This is a genomic window from Marisediminitalea lipolytica, from assembly GCF_001758465.1.
Classification (GTDB): domain Bacteria; phylum Pseudomonadota; class Gammaproteobacteria; order Enterobacterales; family Alteromonadaceae; genus Alteromonas; species Alteromonas lipolytica.
Map to the genome: position 1 here is coordinate 49398 of NZ_MJIC01000015.1, position 20518 is coordinate 69915.

The 20518-nt window shown below is 46.6% G+C and carries 24 protein-coding genes; 23 read left to right on the forward strand and 1 reads right to left on the reverse strand.

The features are described from left to right. Window positions 1-17 precede the first annotated feature (17 nt). The 21 genes from mnmE to BFC17_RS14820 all read left to right on the forward strand — a co-directional run bounded on the left by mnmE (window position 18) and on the right by BFC17_RS14820 (window position 18296). A complete protein-coding gene (gene mnmE / locus BFC17_RS14720) occupies window positions 18-1400 on the forward strand; it encodes a tRNA uridine-5-carboxymethylaminomethyl(34) synthesis GTPase MnmE (RefSeq protein WP_139142094.1) in 1383 nt (460 codons plus the stop codon). Between the two features lie 105 nt (window positions 1401-1505). Then, complete coding sequence (gene mioC / locus BFC17_RS14725; RefSeq protein WP_070177260.1) at window positions 1506-1946, forward strand: FMN-binding protein MioC; 441 nt, start codon at window positions 1506-1508, stop codon at window positions 1944-1946. Further along, entirely contained in the window at window positions 1947-2606 is a 660-nt protein-coding gene (locus tag BFC17_RS14730) for a DnaT-like ssDNA-binding domain-containing protein (protein WP_070177261.1), read from the forward strand. Between the two features lie 2 nt (window positions 2607-2608). Next, window positions 2609-3430, forward strand: a complete 822-nt coding sequence (locus BFC17_RS14735; protein WP_070177262.1) for an ATP-binding protein — start codon at window positions 2609-2611, stop codon at window positions 3428-3430. A gap of 697 nt (window positions 3431-4127) precedes the next feature. Next, complete coding sequence (gene mnmG, locus BFC17_RS14740; RefSeq protein WP_070177263.1) at window positions 4128-6029, forward strand: tRNA uridine-5-carboxymethylaminomethyl(34) synthesis enzyme MnmG; 1902 nt, start codon at window positions 4128-4130, stop codon at window positions 6027-6029. After that, window positions 6030-6668, forward strand: coding sequence for a 16S rRNA (guanine(527)-N(7))-methyltransferase RsmG (rsmG, locus tag BFC17_RS14745; RefSeq protein WP_070177264.1), 639 nt, complete (start codon window positions 6030-6032; stop codon window positions 6666-6668). Window positions 6669-6680: 12 nt separating this feature from the next. Beyond that, window positions 6681-7475 carry a ParA family protein gene (locus tag BFC17_RS14750; RefSeq protein ID WP_070177940.1) on the forward strand — a complete coding sequence of 265 codons (795 nt, stop codon included), beginning with the start codon at window positions 6681-6683 and terminating at the stop codon, window positions 7473-7475. Window positions 7476-7505: 30 nt separating this feature from the next. Continuing rightward, window positions 7506-8381, forward strand: a complete 876-nt coding sequence (locus BFC17_RS14755) for a ParB/RepB/Spo0J family partition protein (protein ID WP_070177265.1) — start codon at window positions 7506-7508, stop codon at window positions 8379-8381. Window positions 8382-8541: 160 nt separating this feature from the next. After that, on the forward strand, window positions 8542-8919 hold the full coding sequence (locus BFC17_RS14760; RefSeq protein WP_070177266.1) for an ATP synthase subunit I: 378 nt from the start codon (window positions 8542-8544) through the stop codon (window positions 8917-8919). 111 nt (window positions 8920-9030) lie between these two features. Next, window positions 9031-9861 (forward strand): F0F1 ATP synthase subunit A, encoded by an 831-nt coding sequence (gene atpB, locus BFC17_RS14765; protein WP_070177267.1) that lies wholly within the window; start codon window positions 9031-9033, stop codon window positions 9859-9861. Window positions 9862-9970: 109 nt separating this feature from the next. After that, window positions 9971-10192, forward strand: coding sequence for a F0F1 ATP synthase subunit C (gene atpE / locus BFC17_RS14770; RefSeq protein WP_070177268.1), 222 nt, complete (start codon window positions 9971-9973; stop codon window positions 10190-10192). Window positions 10193-10241: 49 nt separating this feature from the next. Next, window positions 10242-10712, forward strand: a complete 471-nt coding sequence (gene atpF, locus BFC17_RS14775; protein WP_070177269.1) for a F0F1 ATP synthase subunit B — start codon at window positions 10242-10244, stop codon at window positions 10710-10712. 15 nt (window positions 10713-10727) lie between these two features. Next, the gene (gene atpH, locus BFC17_RS14780; protein WP_070177270.1) at window positions 10728-11261 is read left to right on the forward strand and encodes a F0F1 ATP synthase subunit delta; all 534 of its coding nucleotides are present in this window, start codon (window positions 10728-10730) and stop codon (window positions 11259-11261) included. Window positions 11262-11275: 14 nt separating this feature from the next. After that, the gene (gene atpA, locus BFC17_RS14785; RefSeq protein ID WP_070177271.1) at window positions 11276-12817 is read left to right on the forward strand and encodes a F0F1 ATP synthase subunit alpha; all 1542 of its coding nucleotides are present in this window, start codon (window positions 11276-11278) and stop codon (window positions 12815-12817) included. Between the two features lie 56 nt (window positions 12818-12873). Further along, window positions 12874-13734, forward strand: coding sequence for a F0F1 ATP synthase subunit gamma (atpG, locus tag BFC17_RS14790; RefSeq protein ID WP_070177272.1), 861 nt, complete (start codon window positions 12874-12876; stop codon window positions 13732-13734). Between the two features lie 33 nt (window positions 13735-13767). Beyond that, a complete protein-coding gene (gene atpD / locus BFC17_RS14795) occupies window positions 13768-15150 on the forward strand; it encodes a F0F1 ATP synthase subunit beta (RefSeq protein WP_070177273.1) in 1383 nt (460 codons plus the stop codon). Window positions 15151-15225: 75 nt separating this feature from the next. Then, window positions 15226-15639, forward strand: a complete 414-nt coding sequence (locus BFC17_RS14800; protein WP_070177274.1) for a F0F1 ATP synthase subunit epsilon — start codon at window positions 15226-15228, stop codon at window positions 15637-15639. A 224-nt stretch (window positions 15640-15863) separates the two neighbouring features. Continuing rightward, on the forward strand, window positions 15864-16280 hold the full coding sequence (locus BFC17_RS14805) for a GFA family protein (protein WP_070177275.1): 417 nt from the start codon (window positions 15864-15866) through the stop codon (window positions 16278-16280). Window positions 16281-16282: 2 nt separating this feature from the next. After that, window positions 16283-16636, forward strand: a complete 354-nt coding sequence (locus tag BFC17_RS14810) for a VOC family protein (RefSeq protein ID WP_070177276.1) — start codon at window positions 16283-16285, stop codon at window positions 16634-16636. 96 nt (window positions 16637-16732) lie between these two features. After that, entirely contained in the window at window positions 16733-17677 is a 945-nt protein-coding gene (locus BFC17_RS14815; protein WP_070177277.1) for a hypothetical protein, read from the forward strand. Window positions 17678-17690: 13 nt separating this feature from the next. Further along, window positions 17691-18296, forward strand: a complete 606-nt coding sequence (locus BFC17_RS14820) for a glutathione S-transferase family protein (RefSeq protein WP_070177278.1) — start codon at window positions 17691-17693, stop codon at window positions 18294-18296. A 1-nt stretch (window position 18297) separates the two neighbouring features. On the opposite strand, the gene BFC17_RS14825 is transcribed toward BFC17_RS14820, so the two are convergent. Further along, window positions 18298-18876: a tRNA-uridine aminocarboxypropyltransferase gene (locus tag BFC17_RS14825; protein WP_070177279.1), complete on the reverse strand. Its 579-nt coding sequence runs from the start codon at window positions 18874-18876 to the stop codon at window positions 18298-18300. Between BFC17_RS14825 and BFC17_RS14830 the strand changes: the two genes are divergently transcribed. Both BFC17_RS14830 and BFC17_RS14835 read left to right on the forward strand, forming a co-directional pair. Beyond that, on the forward strand, window positions 18875-19249 hold the full coding sequence (locus BFC17_RS14830) for an MGMT family protein (RefSeq protein ID WP_070177280.1): 375 nt from the start codon (window positions 18875-18877) through the stop codon (window positions 19247-19249). The genes BFC17_RS14825 and BFC17_RS14830 overlap by 2 nt on opposite strands. A 28-nt stretch (window positions 19250-19277) precedes the next feature. Continuing rightward, on the forward strand, window positions 19278-20456 hold the full coding sequence (locus tag BFC17_RS14835) for a cyclic di-GMP phosphodiesterase (protein ID WP_070177281.1): 1179 nt from the start codon (window positions 19278-19280) through the stop codon (window positions 20454-20456). Window positions 20457-20518 lie beyond the last annotated feature (62 nt).

Sequence of the window (20518 nt, forward strand, 5' to 3'; positions counted from 1 at the left end):
TCGCACAGGCCGTATTTATGACTATCAGCCACACCGACACCATTGTTGCACAAGCTACCCCTCCCGGACGGGGCGGCGTTGGTATTGTGAGGGTTTCCGGCCCACTGGCGTTAACCGTGGCTGAGTCATTGCTGAGAGTTCCGCTTTCACCACGCCAGGCAACTTATACCGACTTTTATAATCGCGAGGGCGATATAATCGATCAGGGCATCGCCATCTATTTTAACAATCCCCATTCTTTTACGGGTGAGGATGTCGTTGAATTTCAGGGCCACGGTGGACCGGTCATTATCGACATGCTGTTAGAGGCTATCCTGGCTGTACCAGGCGTTCGCCTGGCAAGACCGGGCGAGTTTAGTGAACAGGCATTCTTGAACGACAAACTGGATTTGGCCCAGGCCGAAGCCATTGCTGATTTAATTGATGCCAGTTCACAACAGGCTGCCAAAAGCGCTCTGCGGTCACTGCAAGGTGAGTTTTCGGCGCAAATAAATTATCTCAGCGAAGCGATTATTCATTTACGAATGTATGTTGAAGCTGCTATCGATTTTCCCGATGAAGAGATCGATTTCTTATCCGACGGTAAAGTCAGTAATGATCTCACAGCTATTCTCACTCAGGTGAACAAGGTAAGAGGTCAGGCTAAACAAGGCTCCTTACTCCGTGAAGGCATGCAGGTAGTTATTGCCGGTAAGCCTAATGCCGGAAAGTCGAGTCTGCTGAACGCACTGGCCGGTCGCGAAAGTGCCATTGTTACCGATATCGCCGGTACCACTCGTGATGTACTCAAAGAACATATCCACATTAACGGTATGCCATTACACATTATCGATACCGCAGGCCTGCGCGACAGTCCCGATAAGGTGGAACAAATAGGCATCGCCCGCGCCTGGGAGGCTATAAATCAGGCCGACCGGGTGCTGTTTGTGGTTGACAGTACCGAGTCACAAGCCATCGATCCTTACCTGATCTGGCCTGAATTTATGCAGCAATTACCAGCGGGTATGCCCGTTACGGTGATCCGCAATAAGGCAGATAAAACCGGTGATGATATTCAGCTTCAGCAGGTTTCATCCGCCCACGGTACCTTTACTACTATTTCGTTGTCTGCCAGCACCGGTGCCGGTGTTGATGTATTACGGGAACATCTGGCCGCCAGTATCGGACTGGATACCACCACCGAAGGTCAGTTTATTGCCCGGCGACGTCATATCGATGCTATTGATACCGCACTGGAGCACCTGCAAATTGGCGAGCAACAACTGCACGACAACCTCGCCGGCGAACTATTAGCTGAAGAACTCCGTCTTGCCCATCAGGCACTTACGGAGATTACCGGCGAATTTACCTCCGACGATCTGCTGGGGCGCATCTTTTGTTCGTTCTGTATTGGTAAATAACCCATCTTATAAACCGGTAGTAAGACTAAACATATTACCCGGCAGTGATTATTGCTATAATGCTGCCACTTTTGTTTAACTGCCAATTGGTTTATCCGGAGTAATATGGATCGTCACTTTACGTTACTAGTAGGTTCTGTGCTGGGTGCCAGTGAATATGTCGCTGACGCCATAGCTGAAACGCTGCGTGCCCGTGGTTATAAAGCTACCATTCTCACCCAGCCAGACATTGCCGATATTGACGAAGATTCAACCTGGTTTATTTGCACCTCAACCCATGGTGCCGGTGAGTTACCAGACAATATTAAGCCCTTTGCTGCACAGCTCGAAGGTGAAGACCTTAGCGACATCGAATTTTTTGTTGTGGGTCTTGGCGACAGTAGCTACGACACCTACTGCTATGGTGCTATCGCCATGGAAACGTTGTTAACCAAAGGTGGGGCTAAACTAATGGCTGAACCATTGCATATTGATGTATTACACCACCCTATTCCGGAAGATCGCGCCGTAGAATGGCTGGAACCGATCCTAGATACGCTGGACTAAATGTTTACCCAGGCCGAACTTAATGCCCTTACCGCGCCCCTAAGCAACGCGGCAAGGGTTATTTATTGTCTGCTGCTGCGTCCGGACGCCAATAAGGACACGCTGTTGTCCAAACCCTTGCTCTATAAAGAAATCATGGCACTAATAAACGGCGATCCCCAACAGAATCCGGTTAGCCGTGGCAGGGAAATAAACCCACTAATAGACGAACTGGCCCAGGCGGGTCTGGTAACCATACCTGAATCGCTTAGTCTGGACAGCTCATTAAACGGTAAACAGCTGTTGTTACCCTTAATAAACACCGCTAAAAGTTACCAGCCATTTCATCAACAGCATTACTCAATGCACCGCGACTGGCAGCCAGAATCCCAGCTGTTTGAAGATATCGCCAGCCTGATAGGGTTGATCGACAAAAGCTACGAAGAACAGGACATTGGCGAGTTTGTCGCCTATTGGCTGGGCAGACCTGAAGCCGTATTCAGTAATTACCAGTGGACACAAAAATTCACCTACGCCCTTAAAAACAGACGTACTGCCAAGGGCTATCAGGCAACCAAAAAAGTCGGCAATCAGGTAGTGAAAGTTGAACCTGGCATAGAAGCAGATGATAATGCCCGTAAACTTGTTGCTAAATACGCCACTAAACCGGGTAACCATTAATCATGGATTCATTCAAAGATAAACTCAATTCACTGGCCAGAACCCTGGGTAAAGCCGTACCTAATGAATCTGAATATATTGATTACAAGACCTTACGTAAGCAATATGAAACCCAGGCCAATAAAGAAATTGCTCAGTTACAGCAACAAACCAAAAAGCAGCGAATCGAAATGCTGCATGGCCGTTCTGATCTTAATCCTCGCTGGACCTTCGCTAACCTCATTGAAGACAGCGATGATGTAGTAGAAGCGGTAAGCATTGCTCAATCCTTTATCGCTGCGCACGAGGACAAAGCCTGGCGTGATGCCGGTTCTCACATGATGATCTTTTATGGCGATTACGGCCGTGGTAAATCCCATATTGCCGGCGCCATTGCCCATCAGCTTATTGACCAGTTTGAAGTAACTGTACTTTATCGCCAGCTGTCGACACTGCTGGAAATGCGTCACTCTGCTTATGACTTCGGTTCTCAGGACAACGCCGGCCAGAAGTTTCGCGAAGCGCATCAGGAATTGCTGGATGTCGATATGCTAATTCTCGACGAAGTCTGTGTAAACGAGACCGTGTTAAAGAAAAACTCACAAAGCTGGCTGGGTAATCTGCTGCGTCAACGTTTGGTCAACAAGAAAAATTGTATTCTGATCACTAACCATAACCTTGGCGATCTGGAGATCGCTCTGGGCCGCTATTGTTTTGAGTCGATCAAAGAATACGATACCTACAAAGTGCGGTTTTCCGGACCGAGTCGCCGTAAAGGACTTATTCTGGACGAAGAAGATCAGGTCGCAGCAGCGCCACGCTATCAACCTAATCAGGTACGTTAATACAACGTCAGTTTGTGTCTGAAACGCCGTACACTGCTTTGTACGGCGTTTTTGTATGTTGTGTCGGGTAACTAATCCCGGCTATTTTTTACCGCTTAGCGCAGACCGCTTTATCATTTATGTACTCGCACACGCTCTTTTCAATTTTTATGATCACTTAGCTAATGTGATCACTGGATCTTATCCCCGTGCGATCTGAATAACTCTTTTCCACAGTAAAATAGCGCTATAAGCCTTATAATATGCGGTAACAACCGATCGGATCCTGGATCTATTAAACAACTTATCCCCAGCTAGATCAAAGCTAGATCACTGCTGTGCATAACCTCTTAGAAGTAGCTGTGTACAAGCTTTGATCTCTGTTTTGATAAGATCCGGTCGATATTGCTATGTGGATAAAACAGGGCCTTATACACAGGATCCCATAACGGTTATGATCGGGGTCATCCAGATCTTATTGATCGCGTAATTTGATGTTTTAAATAAGGAAAAATGACTTACTCACAGATCTTGCGATCCCTAATAAATATAAAAATAAAAGATCTACATAGATCCTATATATTAATAAGCCGATCAACTTTTCCCGCATTGGCGTAAAATGTAGAAAATTTAACCATTTTCATTAGCCAAGAACTCAGCTAAAATACGCGCCCTTTTTTCTCCACTGGCTAAACGCTTTCGTATTAGTGAGGTAACTATGTTTTATCAGCAGGATTATGATGTCATTGTAGTCGGCGGCGGTCACGCTGGCACTGAAGCTGCACTTGCTGCTGCGCGCATGGGCGTGCGGACTCTGCTGCTTACCCACAATGTCGAAACTATCGGTCAGATGTCGTGTAACCCAGCCATTGGTGGGATCGGCAAAGGCCACCTGGTAAAAGAGATCGATGCTTTAGGTGGTGCCATGGCACTGGCAATTGATCAGGGCGGTATCCAGTTCAGAACCCTTAATTCCAGTAAGGGCCCGGCGGTAAGAGCTACTCGTGCACAGGCCGATCGCAGTCTGTACCGACAAGCGATCCGCAATATCGTAGAAAACCAGCCAAACCTGACTTTATTCCAGCAAAGCTGTGATGATCTGATTGTCGAAAACGATCGGGTATGCGGCGTAGTTACCCAGATGGGGCTTAAATTCCGGGCTAAATCTGTTGTTCTGACTGTGGGTACCTTCCTTGGTGGCACTATTCACATCGGTCTGGAAAACTACCGTGGCGGTCGCGCAGGCGATCCGCCGTCTATCGCGTTAGCCGAGCGTTTGCGTGCATTGCCATTCAGAGTGGATCGCTTAAAAACCGGTACGCCTGCACGTCTGGATATCCGCTCACTTAATTTTGATGTAATGCAGCCACAACCTGGTGATACACCAGAACCGGTATTTTCGTTTATGGGCAGCCGTGATATGCACCCAAGGCAGATCCCGTGTTATATCACGCATACCAATGAAAAGACCCACGATATTATCCGCGGCGGGCTGGATCGTTCGCCCATGTTTACCGGTGTGATTGAAGGGGTTGGCCCACGCTATTGCCCAAGTATCGAAGATAAGATCACACGTTTTGCGGATAAAAATTCGCATCAGATCTTTGTTGAACCAGAAGGTCTCAATAGCATAGAAGTGTATCCAAATGGCATATCGACCAGCCTGCCTTTTGATATTCAGGAAGCGCTGATTCATTCCATTAATGGCTTTGAGAATGCCCATATCATTCGCCCTGGCTACGCCATAGAGTATGATTTCTTTGACCCGCGCGACCTGAAACAAACTCTGGAAACCAAGTTTATTAAGGGCCTGTTTTTTGCCGGGCAAATCAACGGTACAACCGGTTACGAAGAAGCGGGAGCCCAAGGTTTAATTGCGGGAGCAAATGCGGCGTTACAAATTCAGCAGAAGGATCCTTTGATCCTGCGTCGGGATCAGGCCTACATGGGCGTGTTGATCGACGATCTGGCAACCATGGGTACCAAAGAACCCTATCGGATGTTTACCAGCCGCGCTGAATATCGTCTGTTATTGCGTGAAGACAATGCGGATATGCGTTTAACGGCTATTGGTCGGGATATCGGGCTGGTGGATGATGCACGCTGGCAGGCGTTTAATACCAAAATGGAAGCGGTTGAACAGGAACAACAGCGTCTGCGAGGACAGTGGATCCATCCGGAACATGCAGCGGTAGCTGAGTTAAATACGCTGCTCAAGAATCCGGTAAGCCGCGAGCATTCACTGGAAGAGCTGATCCGTCGACCTGAAATGACCTACGAGTCACTGATGAGCATTGCGTCGTTAGGGCCGGGCCTTGCCGATCCGATTGCCGCAGAACAGGTAGAAATCCAAATTAAATATGCGGGTTACATTGCACGGCAGTTAGATGAAATAGCGAAAACCCAGCGTCATGAAAATACCCTGTTACCTGCTGACTTTGATTACAGTAAAATATCCGGACTATCCAACGAAGTGGTTGCCAAACTTACCGATGCTCGTCCGGAGACAATCGGTAAGGCCGCACGTATTTCAGGTATTACGCCGGCGGCAATTTCGCTGTTGCTGGTTTATCTGAAAAAGCACGGCATGTTACGCAAACACGAAAAGCAGTCTGCCTAAATGAGTTTTGATCGAGAAAAATTAGCTACCATCCTGAGTGACGGTATTGATGCCATGTCATTGGTGCTGTCTGAGGAACAACAAACACTGTTGCTTGACTATGTTGAACGCATTCATAAGTGGAACAAGGCGTTTAACTTAACCTCGGTGCGCGACCCCGAGCAAATGATGGTTAAACACATCCTGGACTCTTTGGCTGTGGCGCCATTTCTGACCGGGCAACGCTATATCGATGTTGGTACAGGTCCTGGTTTACCGGGGATCCCACTGGCTATAGCCTGCCCGGATAAACAATTCACATTGCTCGATAGTTTGGGCAAACGGGTGCGTTTTATGAAACAATGTGCCTATGAGATGAAACTGGTGAATGTCACGCCAATTCAGAGTCGGGTTGAGGAACACATCCCTGAGCAGTACTATGATGCAGTATTGAGTCGTGCTTTTGCGTCGCTAAAAGATATGTTGCACTGGTGTCAGCATCTGGTAGATTCTCAAGGTAAGTTTCTGGCATTGAAAGGCCAGTATCCGACCGACGAAATCGCTGCAATTCCTGATACCTTTACTCTGGAATCATCTGTAGAGTTATTTGTACCGGGCCTCGAGGGCGAACGTCATCTGCTGACGGTTCAAAAATCATAGTTGGGATCAAACGTGGCTAAAGTAATTGCAATCGCAAATCAAAAGGGCGGTGTGGGTAAAACTACAACGGCGGTAAACGTATCTGCGTCAATGGCTGCCACTAAGCGTAAAGTGTTGCTGATTGACCTGGATCCCCAGGGCAACGCCACCATGGGGAGTGGTGTCGACAAGTACGAAGTAGATGCAACCAGCTATGAAATGCTGATTGAAGACAAGCCGGTTGATGAAGTCATCATCAAAAATACCTCAGGCAAATATGACCTGATCGCGGCAAATGGTGATGTGACAGCGGCTGAAATTAAGCTAATGGAGCAGTTTGCCCGTGAGGTGCGGTTACGTAATGCGTTGCAATCGGTGCGCGATTATTACGATTTTATCTTTATTGATTGTCCGCCATCGTTAAACCTGCTGACGGTGAATGCACTGGCGGCCGCCGATTCGATTTTAGTGCCTATGCAGTGTGAATATTATGCATTGGAGGGCTTAACTGCACTGATGGATACTATCCAGAAGCTGGCGTCGGTGGTAAATCCACAATTAAAAATAGAAGGCGTGCTGCGGACAATGTATGATCCTCGCAATCGTCTGGCCAATGATGTTTCTGAGCAGTTAAAACGTCATTTTGGCGAACAGGTTTACCGTACGGTTATTCCGCGCAATGTGCGCCTTGCCGAAGCGCCCAGCTTTGGAGCGCCTGCGATGTATTACGATAAATCCTCTACCGGCGCCAAAGCTTATTTGGCACTGGCCGGTGAGATTTTACGTCGCCGGGACAAAACATCAGAAATGCCCGCCAAGGCAAGTTAATAAAAAGAACATTCAGGCATTGAGGATATTATGTCAGCAAAAAGAAGAGGATTAGGACGTGGATTGGATGCGCTGTTAGCTACCAGTCAGTCTGCCTCCCGCAACGACGATGGCGACGCCACAACTTCACAAAACAGTGAATTAAAAAAACTCCCAATCGAATTTTTGCAGCCTGGTAAGTATCAACCGCGTAAAGACATGTCACCCGAAGCGTTAGAGGAACTTGCGTCTTCTATTCGTTCTCAGGGAGTAATTCAGCCAATTGTTGTCAGGTCAGTAAGTGCTGACAAATACGAAATCATTGCTGGTGAACGTCGCTGGCGCGCGGCTCAACTGGCGCAGCTTGATATTGTGCCCTGTCTGATTAAAGAAGTGGCCGATGAAGCCGCGGTGGCGATAGCGTTAATCGAAAACATTCAGCGCGAAGATCTCAATGCAATGGAAGAGGCTCAGGCACTTGACCGTCTGATGAACGAATTCGAACTGACCCATCAGGAAGTCGCTGAAGCCGTAGGTAAGTCACGGACAACGGTAACCAATCTGTTGCGATTGAATAACCTCAACGAGGACGTAAAACTACTGGTTGAACACGGTGATATCGAAATGGGTCATGCGCGTGCCCTGCTTGCACTGGAAGGTGAATCTCAGTCTGATGCTGCACAAATTGTGTCTGGCAAGGCGCTGACCGTTCGTGATACCGAAAAACTGGTGCGTAAAATTCTCGAGCCTGCCGAACCCAAACCTGCCAAAGAAATCGATCCTGATGTGAAAAGTCTGGTAAATAAACTGTCTGACAATCTTGGCGCTAAAGTGTCTATTGATCATAACGCAAAAGGTAAAGGGAAGTTGGTTATCAATTTCAATGATCTTGATCAATTAGACGGCATATTATCGCGTATTAAATAGCCGTTTGAACGGCTATTTATTGGTCAACTCATCAGACCTTCTGTTATAGACCCAGAAAATTTTCACAATAACATACAAAAAATCTATAACGGTTGAATTCTATCGCTAAAACAGTATACTTCTGTCGCTTTTTGTTGGGTTTCACAACCAGAGAATACATGTGACAAAAAACTTGGCCGACAAAGGAAAATCAGTGGCCAAAAAGGCGGCGCTTTTTCAGATTGTTTTCGCGCTGGTTTTCATTCTCATAACAGGGTTGTTGAGTACCGTTGATAAAGCCTTAGCTTTTGCGGCGGGTACAATCATCAGTATCTTACCCAATCAGATTTTCGCATTGTTTGCGTTCAGATATGCCGGGGCGAGTCAGTTAAGACTGGTCACGAAAAGTTTTAGCCAGGGATCGAAATTAAAACTGGCAACGACAGTAATTTTGTTTGCTATTGCTTTCGCAGGATTCAAATTAGAACCGCTTCCGGTGTTTGCCGGATTCGCAATAGCAACCGTCAGCTACTGGCTGGCGTTGTTTCGTCAACGATAGTACTAACGATAAAAATAAAACGAGTCGTCCTTAGTGTTAACGAAACTAAGGCGAAGGTCGTAGAGACGAAACCGTTAAAGAATTTTAAACTTTAATTTTTTAGGTTGAACAATGGCATCTGAATACACTACCTCAGAATATATCAAGCACCACTTGACCAATGCCTCCATGTGCACCACTGACAGCGGCATCGCGTTCAATGCGAACTGTGCTGACGCTGGTTTTTGGGTATGGCACATCGATACACTGGCTTGGTCTATTGGTTTAGGTTTCCTGTTTTTGTTTTTGTTCCGCTCTGCGGCAAAAAAAGCAACCACAGGTGTTCCAACCAAGTGGCAGGCATTTGTCGAAATGGTTATCGAGTTTGTCGATGACAACGTTAAAAGTACCTTCCACGGTAAAAGTGATTTAATCGCTCCATTAGCACTGACCATCTTTGTATGGGTACTGCTGATGAACCTGATGGACCTGGTTCCGGTAGACGTTATCCCTACCATTTCCGGCCTGATTGGTGAGTCGGTAGGTGTTGATGCTCACCATGTATACAATAAAGCAGTACCAACCACTGACCTAAACCTGACCTTCGCGTTAGCACTGGGTGTGTTTGTACTTATCATTTTCTACTCCATCAAGATTAAAGGTGTTGGCGGTTTTATTAAAGAACTGACTATGCAGCCGTTTAATCACCCGGCGTTTATTCCAGTTAACTTTATTCTGGAAACCGTTACCCTGCTGGCGCGTCCATTATCACTTGCGCTGCGTTTGTTCGGTAACCTTTACGCCAGTGAGCTTATCTTCATCCTGATCGCAACTATCGGCTACTTCCAGCTGCCGTTGCACTTTGCCTGGGCCGTGTTCCACATTCTGGTTCTGCCTCTGCAAGCCTTCATTTTCATGATGCTGACCATCGTTTACCTGAGTCTGGCAAGCGAAGATCACTAGAAACAAACAATCGGTTGTCGTGAGTAACCTGGAAGTTCACGGCAACCAAATTGAAACGTGTTTTAACTTTACTTTTTAACTTTAACTTTAAATAAAATCGGAGACGTACATGTTATACATCGCTGTTGCACTACTGATCGGTATGGGTGCCCTTGGGACTGCTATTGGTTTTGGTCTGCTGGGTGGTAAATTCCTTGAATCTGCTGCACGCCAACCTGAACTGGCACCTCAACTGCAAGTTAAGATGTTTGTTGTAGCAGGCCTTATCGATGCGATCGCTATGATCGGTGTTGGTATCGCTTTATACCTCTTGTTCGCTGTTGGTGCTTAATTTTTATTAACTCAAGTCTATTAGCGAACATTTATGAGGAGGAGCGGTTGTGAATATTAACGCCACTCTAATTGGTCAGTTAATCGCATTCATCGTTTTTGTGTGGTTTTGCAAAAGCTATGTATGGCCACCATTAATGGCTGCGATTGAAGAGCGTCAGAAGAAGATTGCCGACGGCTTAGCGGCTTCTGAACGCGCTGAGAAAGACCTGGAGCTTGCTCAGGCTAAAGTCTCTGAGCAATTGAAAGAAGCGAAAGCACAAGCAGCTGAAATTATCGAGCAGGCTAAAAAGCGTGGAACTCAACTTGTTGATGAAGAAACGCAGCGCGGCCATGCTGAGCGTGAAAAAATTATCTCGCAAGGTTATGCCGAAATTGAAGCTGAACGCAATCGTGCCAAAGAGGAACTGCGTAAGCAGGTAGCAGCATTAGCTATTGCCGGCGCACAGCAAATCCTTGAACGTGAAATCGACGCCAGCGCGCAAAGCGACATTGTTGAAAAACTTGTCGCCGAGCTTTGAGATAGGAGATGAGCCATGTCTGAATTGACAACCGTAGCTCGTCCCTATGCTAAAGCCGCTTTCGATTTTGCTGTTGAGCATAACGCCATTGCAAAATGGCAGGAAATGCTAGCTTTTGCCGCACAGGTTTCCGCAAATGAAACCGTTCATGAGCTGTCGACTGGTGCGATGGCTGCGGACAAGCTGGCTGACCTGTACATTAAGGTCTGTGGCGATTCGCTCGATGAACATGGTCAGAACTTGGTAAAAGTACTGGCTGAGAATAAACGTTTAACCGTGTTGCCTGAGATTTCTGCTTTATTTGACTTACTTAAAGCAGATTACGAAAAAGAAGTTGAAGTAAACGTCACTTCTGCTGCTGCGCTGACTGAAGCACAGCAAACCGAACTCAGCTCATCGTTGGAAAAACGTTTGGCACGTAAAGTGAAGCTTATTTGTAACGTGGATCCTGCCCTGGTAGCCGGCTTAGTAATTAAAGCAGGCGATACAGTTATCGATGGTTCCGTGAAATCTAAATTGAACCGTCTCGCAGACGCGTTGCAAGCATAACGGGGATAAGAGCAATGCAACTTAATTCCACTGAAATTGCAGAACTGATCAAGAAAAGAATTGAACAGTTCGATGTAACCAGTGAAGCACGCAATGAAGGTACTATCGTCGCAGTAACCGACGGTATCATCCGCATTCACGGCCTGGCCGATGTAATGCAAGGTGAGATGATTGAGCTTCCTGGTGGTCGTTACGCGATTGCACTAAACCTTGAGCGAGACTCAGTTGGTGCAGTTGTTATGGGTCCTTACGCGGACCTGCAAGAAGGACTAAAAGTCCAGTCTACTGGTCGTATCCTTGAAGTACCGGTTGGTCGTTCACTGTTAGGTCGTGTTGTTAACACCCTGGGTGAAGCGATTGATGGTAAAGGTGCAATCGAAGCAGAAAGCTTTGAGCCGGTTGAAAAAATCGCGCCGGGTGTAATCGAGCGTCAGTCAGTTGATCAACCAGTACAAACTGGTTATAAGTCTGTTGACTCTATGATTCCAATCGGTCGAGGTCAGCGTGAGCTTATCATCGGTGACCGTCAGACTGGTAAAACTGCGATGGCAATTGATGCCATCATCAACCAGAAAGGTACTGGCGTTAAATGTGTATACGTAGCGGTTGGTCAAAAAGCCTCTACTATCGCAAACGTAGTACGTAAGCTGGAAGAGCACGGCGCACTGGCGCACACCATTGTTGTTGCCGCTTCTGCTTCTGAGTCTGCTGCCCTGCAATACCTGGCACCATACTCTGGTTGTACTATGGGTGAATACTTCCGCGACCGCGGTGAAGACGCCCTTATCGTATACGATGATTTGTCTAAGCAAGCTGTTGCTTATCGTCAAATCTCACTGCTGCTGAAGCGTCCTCCTGGTCGTGAAGCATACCCGGGTGACGTATTCTATCTTCACTCACGCTTACTTGAGCGTGCTGCACGTGTTAACGAGCAGTATGTTGAGCGTTTCACTAACGGCGAAGTTAAAGGCCAGACTGGTTCATTAACTGCACTGCCAATTATCGAAACGCAAGCGGGTGACGTATCTGCGTTCGTACCAACTAACGTAATCTCGATTACTGACGGTCAGATCTTCCTTGAAACTGACCTGTTCAACGCAGGTATCCGTCCGGCGGTTAACGCTGGTATCTCGGTATCTCGTGTTGGTGGTGCTGCACAGACTAAAATCGTTAAGAAGCTGGGCGGTGGTATCCGTTTAGCACTGGCTCAGTATCGTGAACTGGCGGCGTTCTCGCAGTTTGCTTCTGACCTTGACGAAGCAACACGTGCCCAGCTGGAACACGGTGAGCGTGTTACCGAACTAATGAAACAGAAACAGTACACTCCACTTTCTGTGGCGGAAACTGGTGTTTCCCTGTTTGCGGTAGAAAAAGGCTATCTGAAAGACGTGGAACTGAACAAGATCCTGGATTTCGAAGCGGCCCTGCATTCATACATGAACAGCGAACAAGCTGATCTGATGAAGACTATCAACGAAACAGGTAACTACAACGACGACATTGAGTCTCAGTTGAATGACGCTTTAACTAAATTTAAAGCGACACAAACTTGGTAATCAATGGCTGGTGGTGAAAACCACCAGCAAAACGTTGAGTAATCGGAGAGATAGTCATGGCCAGCGGTAAAGAGATAAAAGGTAAGATTGGGAGTATTAAAAATACTCAAAAAATTACCAGTGCGATGGAAATGGTGGCTGCGTCTAAAATGAAAAAGGCGCAGGAACGTATGTCCCATGGACGTCCATACGCACAAAGCATGCTTAAAGTGATTGGTCACATTGCTAACGGTAACCTTGAATATCGCCACCCTTACTTGGAAGAGCGTGAAGTCAAGCGTGTTGGTTATATTGTGATATCCACCGATCGTGGCTTGTGTGGTGGCTTAAACACCAACGAGTTTAAATTGGTCGCTAACGAAGTTAAAGCGTGGCGAGCCAAAGACGTAGAAGTGGATTTTGCAGCGCTGGGCTCTAAAGCCTGTGCATTCTTTGGTCGGTTTGGTGGCAACGTACTTGCTGCTGAGTCGGGTATTGGTGATGCACCTAGTGTAAGCGATATTGTGGGTATTGTTCGTGTAATGCTTAAAGCATTCGACGAAGGCAAGCTGGATAAAGTATTCCTGGTTTACAACGACTTCGTTAACACGATGACACAACAGCCTGTGAGCAATCAATTACTGCCTTTGCCAAAGTCTGAAGACGAAACATTAAAGCATCGCTGGGATTATATTTACGAGCCGGATCCAAAACCAATTTTGGAAGCCTTAATGGTTCGTTATATTGAATCTCAGGTATATCAGGGCGTTGTTGAAAATGCCGCGTCAGAGCAAGCTGCTCGAATGGTTGCAATGAAAGCCGCAACCGATAACGCAGGCAACCTGATTGATGAACTTCAATTGGTGTACAACAAAGCACGTCAGGCTGCAATCACACAAGAAATCAGTGAGATTGTTGGCGGCGCCGCAGCGGTGTAGGCAAAGGTTTATAAAAGTTAATGAGGACAAATTATGAGTCAAGGTAAGGTCGTCCAAGTCATTGGCGCCGTTGTGGACATTGAGTTTCCACAAGATGCGGTTCCAAAGGTATATGACGCGCTTAAAGTTACCGAAGGTGACTTGTCTGGGTTAACCCTGGAAGTGCAACAACAATTAGGTGGCGGTGTCGTTCGTGGTATCGCTCTGGGTACTACTGACGGTCTGCGTCGTGGTTTAGCGGTTGAAAACTCTGGTGCACCAATTTCGGTACCAGTAGGTACTGCTACTCTGGGCCGCATCATGGACGTTCTGGGTAACCCAATCGACGAAGCAGGTCCAATTGGTGAAGAAGAGCGTATGTCTATTCACCGTGCAGCACCTAGCTACGAAGAACAATCAAGCTCAGTTGAACTGCTTGAAACTGGTATCAAGGTAATCGACCTGGTTTGCCCATTCGCTAAGGGTGGTAAAGTTGGTCTGTTCGGTGGTGCCGGTGTAGGTAAAACTGTAAACATGATGGAGCTTATCCGTAACATCGCCATCGAGCACAGCGGTTACTCAGTATTCGCTGGTGTTGGTGAGCGTACTCGTGAGGGTAACGACTTCTATCACGAAATGAACGATTCTAACGTACTGGATAAAGTATCGCTGGTTTACGGTCAGATGAATGAACCACCAGGTAACCGTTTACGTGTTGCTCTGACTGGTCTGACGATGGCAGAGAAATTCCGTGACGAAGGTCGTGACGTACTGTTCTTCGTGGATAACATCTACCGTTATACCCTGGCCGGTACTGAGGTATCTGCACTGTTAGGTCGTATGCCATCAGCAGTAGGTTATCAGCCTACACTGGCTGAAGAGATGGGTGTTCTGCAGGAACGTATCGCCTCTACTAAGACTGGTTCAATCACGTCAATCCAGGCGGTATACGTACCAGCCGATGACTTGACTGACCCGTCTCCAGCTACCACCTTTGCTCACTTGGATGCAACGGTAGTACTGTCTCGTGATATCGCGTCTCTTGGTATCTACCCTGCGGTAGACCCACTGGATTCAACTTCACGTCAGCTGGATCCACTGGTGATCGGTCAGGAACACTACGAGACTGCTCGTGGCGTTCAAACTGTACTGCAGCGCTATAAAGAGCTGAAAGATATCATCGCGATTCTGGGTATGGACGAACTGTCTGACGAAGATAAACTGGTGGTAACCCGCGCTCGTAAAATTCAGCGTTTCTTATCACAGCCTTTCTTCGTAGCAGAAGTATTCACTGGTTCTCCAGGTAAATACGTTTCTCTGAAAGATACCATCAGTGGCTTTAAAGGCATCCTGGAAGGTGAGTTTGACCACCTGCCAGAGCAAGCCTTCTACATGGTTGGTTCAATCGACGAAGCGCTGGAAAAAGCCAAGAAATAAGTCTTTATAATACTAGCCGCCAGCGACATCGTTAGCGGCTCAGTAAAGGCTTTACGTACCTATCAGGAGGTTATTATGGCAATGACAGTTCATCTGGATGTAGTAAGCGCAGAGAAGTCTATCTTTTCTGGTCTCGTTGAAACTATGCAGGTGACAGGTAGCGAAGGTGAACTGGGTATTTACCCTGGCCACGCGCCTCTGATCACTGCAATTAAGCCTGGCATGGTGCGTTTGGTTAAACAGCACGGTGCAGAAGAAGTTATTTATGTTGCTGGTGGCGTACTTGAAGTACAACCTGGCAGTGTAACTGTTCTGGCCGACACGGCCGTACGAGCAGAAGACTTGGATGAACAGGCTGCTGAAGAAGCTAAACGACGTGCTGAAGAGCACATCGCCAATCCAGGTGCCGATTTTGATTACGCCGAAGCTGCATTAGAGTTAGCCGAAGCAATTGCCCAGTTACGCTTGATTCAGAAACTGCGCAAGTAAATCGTAAAAAGCATTATTAAAAACCCAGGCATTGTCCTGGGTTTTTTTATGCCTGCAACAGGCGTTTGATTAAAGATATTGCAAATAGCATTGTATGTATATACAGTGCTCTGTATAGATATATTAAAAGCTACATTCATAGGTTGTCATACGGTTAGGTTAGTTGTTGCACTAAACCGGTGTTGAATAGCAAATCCCGTTAACCAGTCGGAAGGACTAATCAAATGAGTGACCAACCTGTAATGCAAGCAAAATGCCTGTGCCAGAGCGTTAATATTGAGTTGACCCCTAAATCATTGGAAATTGGTGCATGCCATTGCGAAACGTGCCGACAGTGGTCTGGTAGCCCCTATCTCGCCATAGAATCAGAAAAGGCCGACTTTTCCGGTGACACAATAGCAACGTATGAGTCCTCAGAATGGGCTGAGCGCGGTTTTTGTAAGCAATGTGGTACTCACCTCTTCTATAAACTAAAAGGCGCTGACAGCTACTATGTGCCCGTTGGTTTATTTGCTGAAATCAATAGTATGGCAATGACCCATCAGTTATTTATCGACAGTAAACCAACCTACTACAATTTTGCTGAGCAAACAGTGTGTATGACTGGCGCAGAAGTCTTTGCGTCGATTGCCGGAGAATAAGAATGAGCAACGAAACACTCATCAATTATGCAGAATTGCCATGTCGCAACCTGACGGCAACCAAGCAGTTCTTTAGCGAAGTATTTGGCTGGACCTTCACTGACTATGGCCCATCCTATGTGGAATTTCACGATAAAGGTATCGTTGGCGGCTTTTATGAATCAGATAACGCCTCGCTTACCGCCTCCGGTGCAACATTGTTAGTTTTTTACACTCCGGAACTGGAATCGTTACAGACAAAAATCGAACGCAATGGCGGTACTATTATCAAACCTGTGTTTGAATTTCCGGGTGGCAGACGTTTTCATTTTACCGAGCCCAGTGGCAATGAATTTGCGGTGTGGAGCGATAAGTAAACGCCTACAGAATTGCTACCATCAGTGTGCTGCTTAAGGTAATGTAATGCGTCGCAGATTCATTGCGACGTAATACTTATTTTGTAAAGAAAGCAGATGGAAAATAACAAATACACAGTGCTGCATACCTGGTTGTTGCCGTTGCTGTTTGTCTTAGGTTGTTTTGCGGCCAATTATATGGCCGGTACCCTGGACTATCGTAATATTGTCGATGAACGATCTCAGCGTGACTTTAATGCTGCGCTTGGTATGCCACTAGTCATCGGCTTTTTGTGGTTAGCGCTACGCATTTTGCATCGCCGTTCAGGACAGCTAATCGCAGACTTCCTTGTTCAGATAAATCAATTAAGTCAGTATGAAAACCACATGCGGGCATTGGAGATGAAGCTAGTCAGACATGTCGTAGTCTCAGCTTCGCTGGCGATATCGATAACCATTGGTTATCTGTCAATCGAAAATTTACTCGCGCTGGACCAGGAAATTGCCATTGTTCTGCTCAATGCGATTGCGGTGCCTTTCTGGTTTTTTCTGTTTTTGTTTGTCATGCAATCAGCATCGTTTACCCGTTATCTGTATAAACGCTTGGTCTTGCCAAATATAGAACATCATTTTTGCGAGTGTAAACCAATTTGTGATTTGGGCTGTAGCAATGTGATTTTTTCTACTTTTATGTTCTTACTTATGCCATTGTTTTGGTTAGGAAAAGAGATACCTGTAATCGATATACTCATGCTTTTTGTTGTCATGGTTTTTATGTTTAGCGTACTGTTTTTGCCAGTATTTAAAACGCTGCACTTAATGCGTAGACATCGTATAAGGAGCATCATTAGTACTGAAACTGAAATTGCTGACTTAATAGTTAATAAAAGCGATGGGGACAGCACCCTGGTGGCACAGGAATTAAACAGACTAAATCAACAGCTGGAAGACCTTCGCCAGCATCACTGTTGGCCAAAGGATGTTACTGCCAACACGAAAGTATTTGCCATATCAACCGGTCTGCCTTGCGGTTGTTTGTTTCTGACCTGGTTTTTACAATAAGGAGCTGCTTAACATGAAAGTGTACGGTGATAGTCGATCGGGAAACTGCTACAAAATTCAGCTGTTGTTGGGTTTATTAGGTAAACAATGCGAATGGATAGAAATTGATATTCTTGCTGGTGAAACGCAGACAGAGGCATTTAAAGCGCGTAATCCTGTTGGCAAAATTCCATTGCTGGAATTAAGCGATGGCCGCTGCCTGAGCGAGTCCAACGCCATCTTAAATTATCTTGCTGCGGGCAGTTCGCTGATACCCAATACCGAATTTGAACTGGCCAAAATGCTGCAATGGCAGTTTTTTGAACAATACAGTCACGAACCCGCTATCGCCGTTGCCCGATTTATCAATGTGTACCTTGGTCTACCCGCAGACCGTAAACAGGAATACCAACAAAAGCAGGAAGCCGGACATAAAGCACTGGCAGTTATGGAACACCAGCTACTGCAAACATTATATCTGGTGGGTAATCAAATGACGCTGGCCGATATTTCATTGTACGCCTACACCCATGTCGCTCACGAAGCTGGTATCTCACTGGACGGGTATCCGGCCATCAAGCGCTGGTTATCTATGGTGGCTGATCAGCGCGGCTATATGCCAATGCAGGTAAAAAGCTAGCTTATCGCACAGGAATATAGGTTTGCCAACGTTGGGTGAATGCGCAGAGTAAGTCTACTAACGGTTTTGGGTCCAGTTGTTCAACGTAGTAAAGACCATAAGCTACTGCTTCCAGTGTTGACAGACTGTGTTGCAGTTTTGACTGTCTGATGTGGTATTGCCCGGTGGTTTCTGCTGGCAGCTGATAAAAAGTAAATTGATTTAGCCAGGGATTGTTCTGCCAGATACCAAATGCTTGTTTCCAGCTCGAATCTATAAAAATGACCCTGGTGATCCTGGTTGTATCGCGAGAGGTGACGGCAGAAATTGCCGAACTGTCTGGTGACGGATAAAAAACTGCTGTCGGTTTGGGATCTGTACTAAGCTTATGCCGTAAGGGAGAAAAATCATCAGCCGATTTACCAACGTATGTCGAGATTTTCGTAAGTGCCAGCTGCAACAGTCTGACGGTGTTTTTAGCATGGAGCGATTCTTTTGGATGCTGCAACACAATGACTTCGGTGAGATTGGACACCGGCTGTACGGCGTGACAGATACAGGTTTTAACAGGATAGTGACAGGTTGAGCATTGCTGGCGCATGATTAAACACGTTGAATCTTTATCAGAGACTGACAAGCTTACCCCAGCTGAACGGATTTGGCACACAGTGAGGCTGATTCCGCCCGGCAAGGTAGCGGCTTACGGTAAAATTGCTGATTTGGCCGGGTTGCCCGGGCGGGCGCGATACGTAGGCTATTGTTTGCGCAATTTGCCTGATTCCCTTACCTTACCCTGGCACAGGGTGTTACTTAGCAGTGGTCAGATAGCCTTCAAGGCGGGCACACCGCAAGCCATAAGACAACAAGCTTTGTTGGAAAATGAGCATGTCAGAGTTAGCAATAACAGGGTTAACTTAACGGAATTTGGCTGGCAACCTTCCCTTGATGTGCTGTTGCATGAATTAGTCTTTTAATCGACATCCTTAAATAGGCAAGGAACCTATGGCATCGTTAACGATTGGAATTGAACAATTAGCAGTGGGCATGTATGTCCTGCAAATAGTTGACCAAAAAGCCGGTACTGTGCAGATAAAAAGCCGTGGTCGGGTAAGCAGTCAGGCAATCATCGATGAGTTAAAACGCAAAGGGGTTAAAAAACTGGTAATCGATACTGATCTGGTTTCTGCGACCACCCAGACTGAGCAAACCGAGAGTCAAACCGAGACCTCAGGGCCACAAGTCAGCCTTGAAGCCGAACTGGTAAAGGCCGAAAACCTGTACCAGCAAGGAATTACGCTACAAAAAAGCCTCTATGATGCTGTTCATGCCGGCACCCCTTTTGACGATTTTGTCCCGGCAGAATTTGCCCGGGCGCTGGTAAGTTCGCTGGACAGAAACCCCGATGCACTGCTGTTGCTGTCTCGCATCAGAGAAAAAGATACTTATCTTCTGGAGCATTCGTTAAACGTGGGCATCCTGTCTGCGCACTTTGCGCGTTTCCTTGGCATGTCCCAACCAGAAATAGAAGCAACAGCCTACACCGGGCTGTTACACGACTTGGGTAAGATAAAAATACCCGACGAGATTTTGCATAAGCCCGGTCGACTAACCGATAACGAAATGAACGTGATGAAACAACATGTGCAGCATGGCGTTGATTTTCTGGCGGCGATGAAGATCGACAGTGCACTCATCAAAGTGGTTAGCGAACACCACGAGCGACTGGATGGATTAGGTTATCCCTATCAGCTTAAAGACGATGAGATCTCCTATAATGGCCGGATCCTCGCAATTACAGACATGTATGATGCGCTTACCGCTGATCGCTGTTACAAAGCCGGTATGCCCAGTCAGAAGGCTTTACAAATTCTGATGAAAGACAGCGAAACCAAACTCGATGCCACGTTGCTTCGGCAGTTTATAAAGTGCATGGGTATCTATCCCATGGGCTCTTTGGTGGAACTATCCAATCAGCGGGTAGCAATGGTGATGCATCAGAACGAGCAGCAACCTCTTCGGCCTCTGGTTAAAACCTTTTACTCTATCAGCGGCGGCCATTACATCCCCCCCAGGGACGTAGATCTAAGTAAAGATACCCAGTTAAAAATTCTCAGGGCGGTCACGCCAGCAGAATACAACATCGACATTAATCGCTTTTTCAAAGAATCGATCATGGCGTAGCGCTGTTGCAATTGAGAAACACTTTACTGTGTAAACATTGCAAATACCCCAAACAGCCCTTG

Excerpts from the sequence above, each read along its gene's own strand:
- BFC17_RS14815 (WP_070177277.1), top strand. The coding sequence starts at position 16,733 with ATGGAAAATAACAAATACACAGTGCTGCATACCTGGTTGTTGCCGTTG.
- BFC17_RS14735 (WP_070177262.1), top strand. The coding sequence starts at position 2,609 with ATGGATTCATTCAAAGATAAACTCAATTCACTGGCCAGAACCCTGGGT.
- mnmG (WP_070177263.1), top strand. The coding sequence starts at position 4,128 with ATGTTTTATCAGCAGGATTATGATGTCATTGTAGTCGGCGGCGGTCAC.
- BFC17_RS14730 (WP_070177261.1), top strand. The coding sequence starts at position 1,947 with ATGTTTACCCAGGCCGAACTTAATGCCCTTACCGCGCCCCTAAGCAAC.
- atpG (WP_070177272.1), top strand. The coding sequence starts at position 12,874 with ATGGCCAGCGGTAAAGAGATAAAAGGTAAGATTGGGAGTATTAAAAAT.
- BFC17_RS14835 (WP_070177281.1), top strand. The coding sequence starts at position 19,278 with ATGGCATCGTTAACGATTGGAATTGAACAATTAGCAGTGGGCATGTAT.
- BFC17_RS14830 (WP_070177280.1), top strand. The coding sequence starts at position 18,875 with ATGATTAAACACGTTGAATCTTTATCAGAGACTGACAAGCTTACCCCA.
- atpD (WP_070177273.1), top strand. The coding sequence starts at position 13,768 with ATGAGTCAAGGTAAGGTCGTCCAAGTCATTGGCGCCGTTGTGGACATT.
- mnmE (WP_139142094.1), top strand. The coding sequence starts at position 18 with ATGACTATCAGCCACACCGACACCATTGTTGCACAAGCTACCCCTCCC.
- atpH (WP_070177270.1), top strand. The coding sequence starts at position 10,728 with ATGTCTGAATTGACAACCGTAGCTCGTCCCTATGCTAAAGCCGCTTTC.
- atpE (WP_070177268.1), top strand. The coding sequence starts at position 9,971 with ATGTTATACATCGCTGTTGCACTACTGATCGGTATGGGTGCCCTTGGG.
- BFC17_RS14810 (WP_070177276.1), top strand. The coding sequence starts at position 16,283 with ATGAGCAACGAAACACTCATCAATTATGCAGAATTGCCATGTCGCAAC.
- BFC17_RS14755 (WP_070177265.1), top strand. The coding sequence starts at position 7,506 with ATGTCAGCAAAAAGAAGAGGATTAGGACGTGGATTGGATGCGCTGTTA.
- mioC (WP_070177260.1), top strand. The coding sequence starts at position 1,506 with ATGGATCGTCACTTTACGTTACTAGTAGGTTCTGTGCTGGGTGCCAGT.
- atpB (WP_070177267.1), top strand. The coding sequence starts at position 9,031 with ATGGCATCTGAATACACTACCTCAGAATATATCAAGCACCACTTGACC.
- rsmG (WP_070177264.1), top strand. The coding sequence starts at position 6,030 with ATGAGTTTTGATCGAGAAAAATTAGCTACCATCCTGAGTGACGGTATT.
- BFC17_RS14825 (WP_070177279.1), bottom strand. The coding sequence starts at position 18,876 with ATGCGCCAGCAATGCTCAACCTGTCACTATCCTGTTAAAACCTGTATC.
- atpA (WP_070177271.1), top strand. The coding sequence starts at position 11,276 with ATGCAACTTAATTCCACTGAAATTGCAGAACTGATCAAGAAAAGAATT.
- BFC17_RS14805 (WP_070177275.1), top strand. The coding sequence starts at position 15,864 with ATGAGTGACCAACCTGTAATGCAAGCAAAATGCCTGTGCCAGAGCGTT.
- BFC17_RS14800 (WP_070177274.1), top strand. The coding sequence starts at position 15,226 with ATGGCAATGACAGTTCATCTGGATGTAGTAAGCGCAGAGAAGTCTATC.
- BFC17_RS14820 (WP_070177278.1), top strand. The coding sequence starts at position 17,691 with ATGAAAGTGTACGGTGATAGTCGATCGGGAAACTGCTACAAAATTCAG.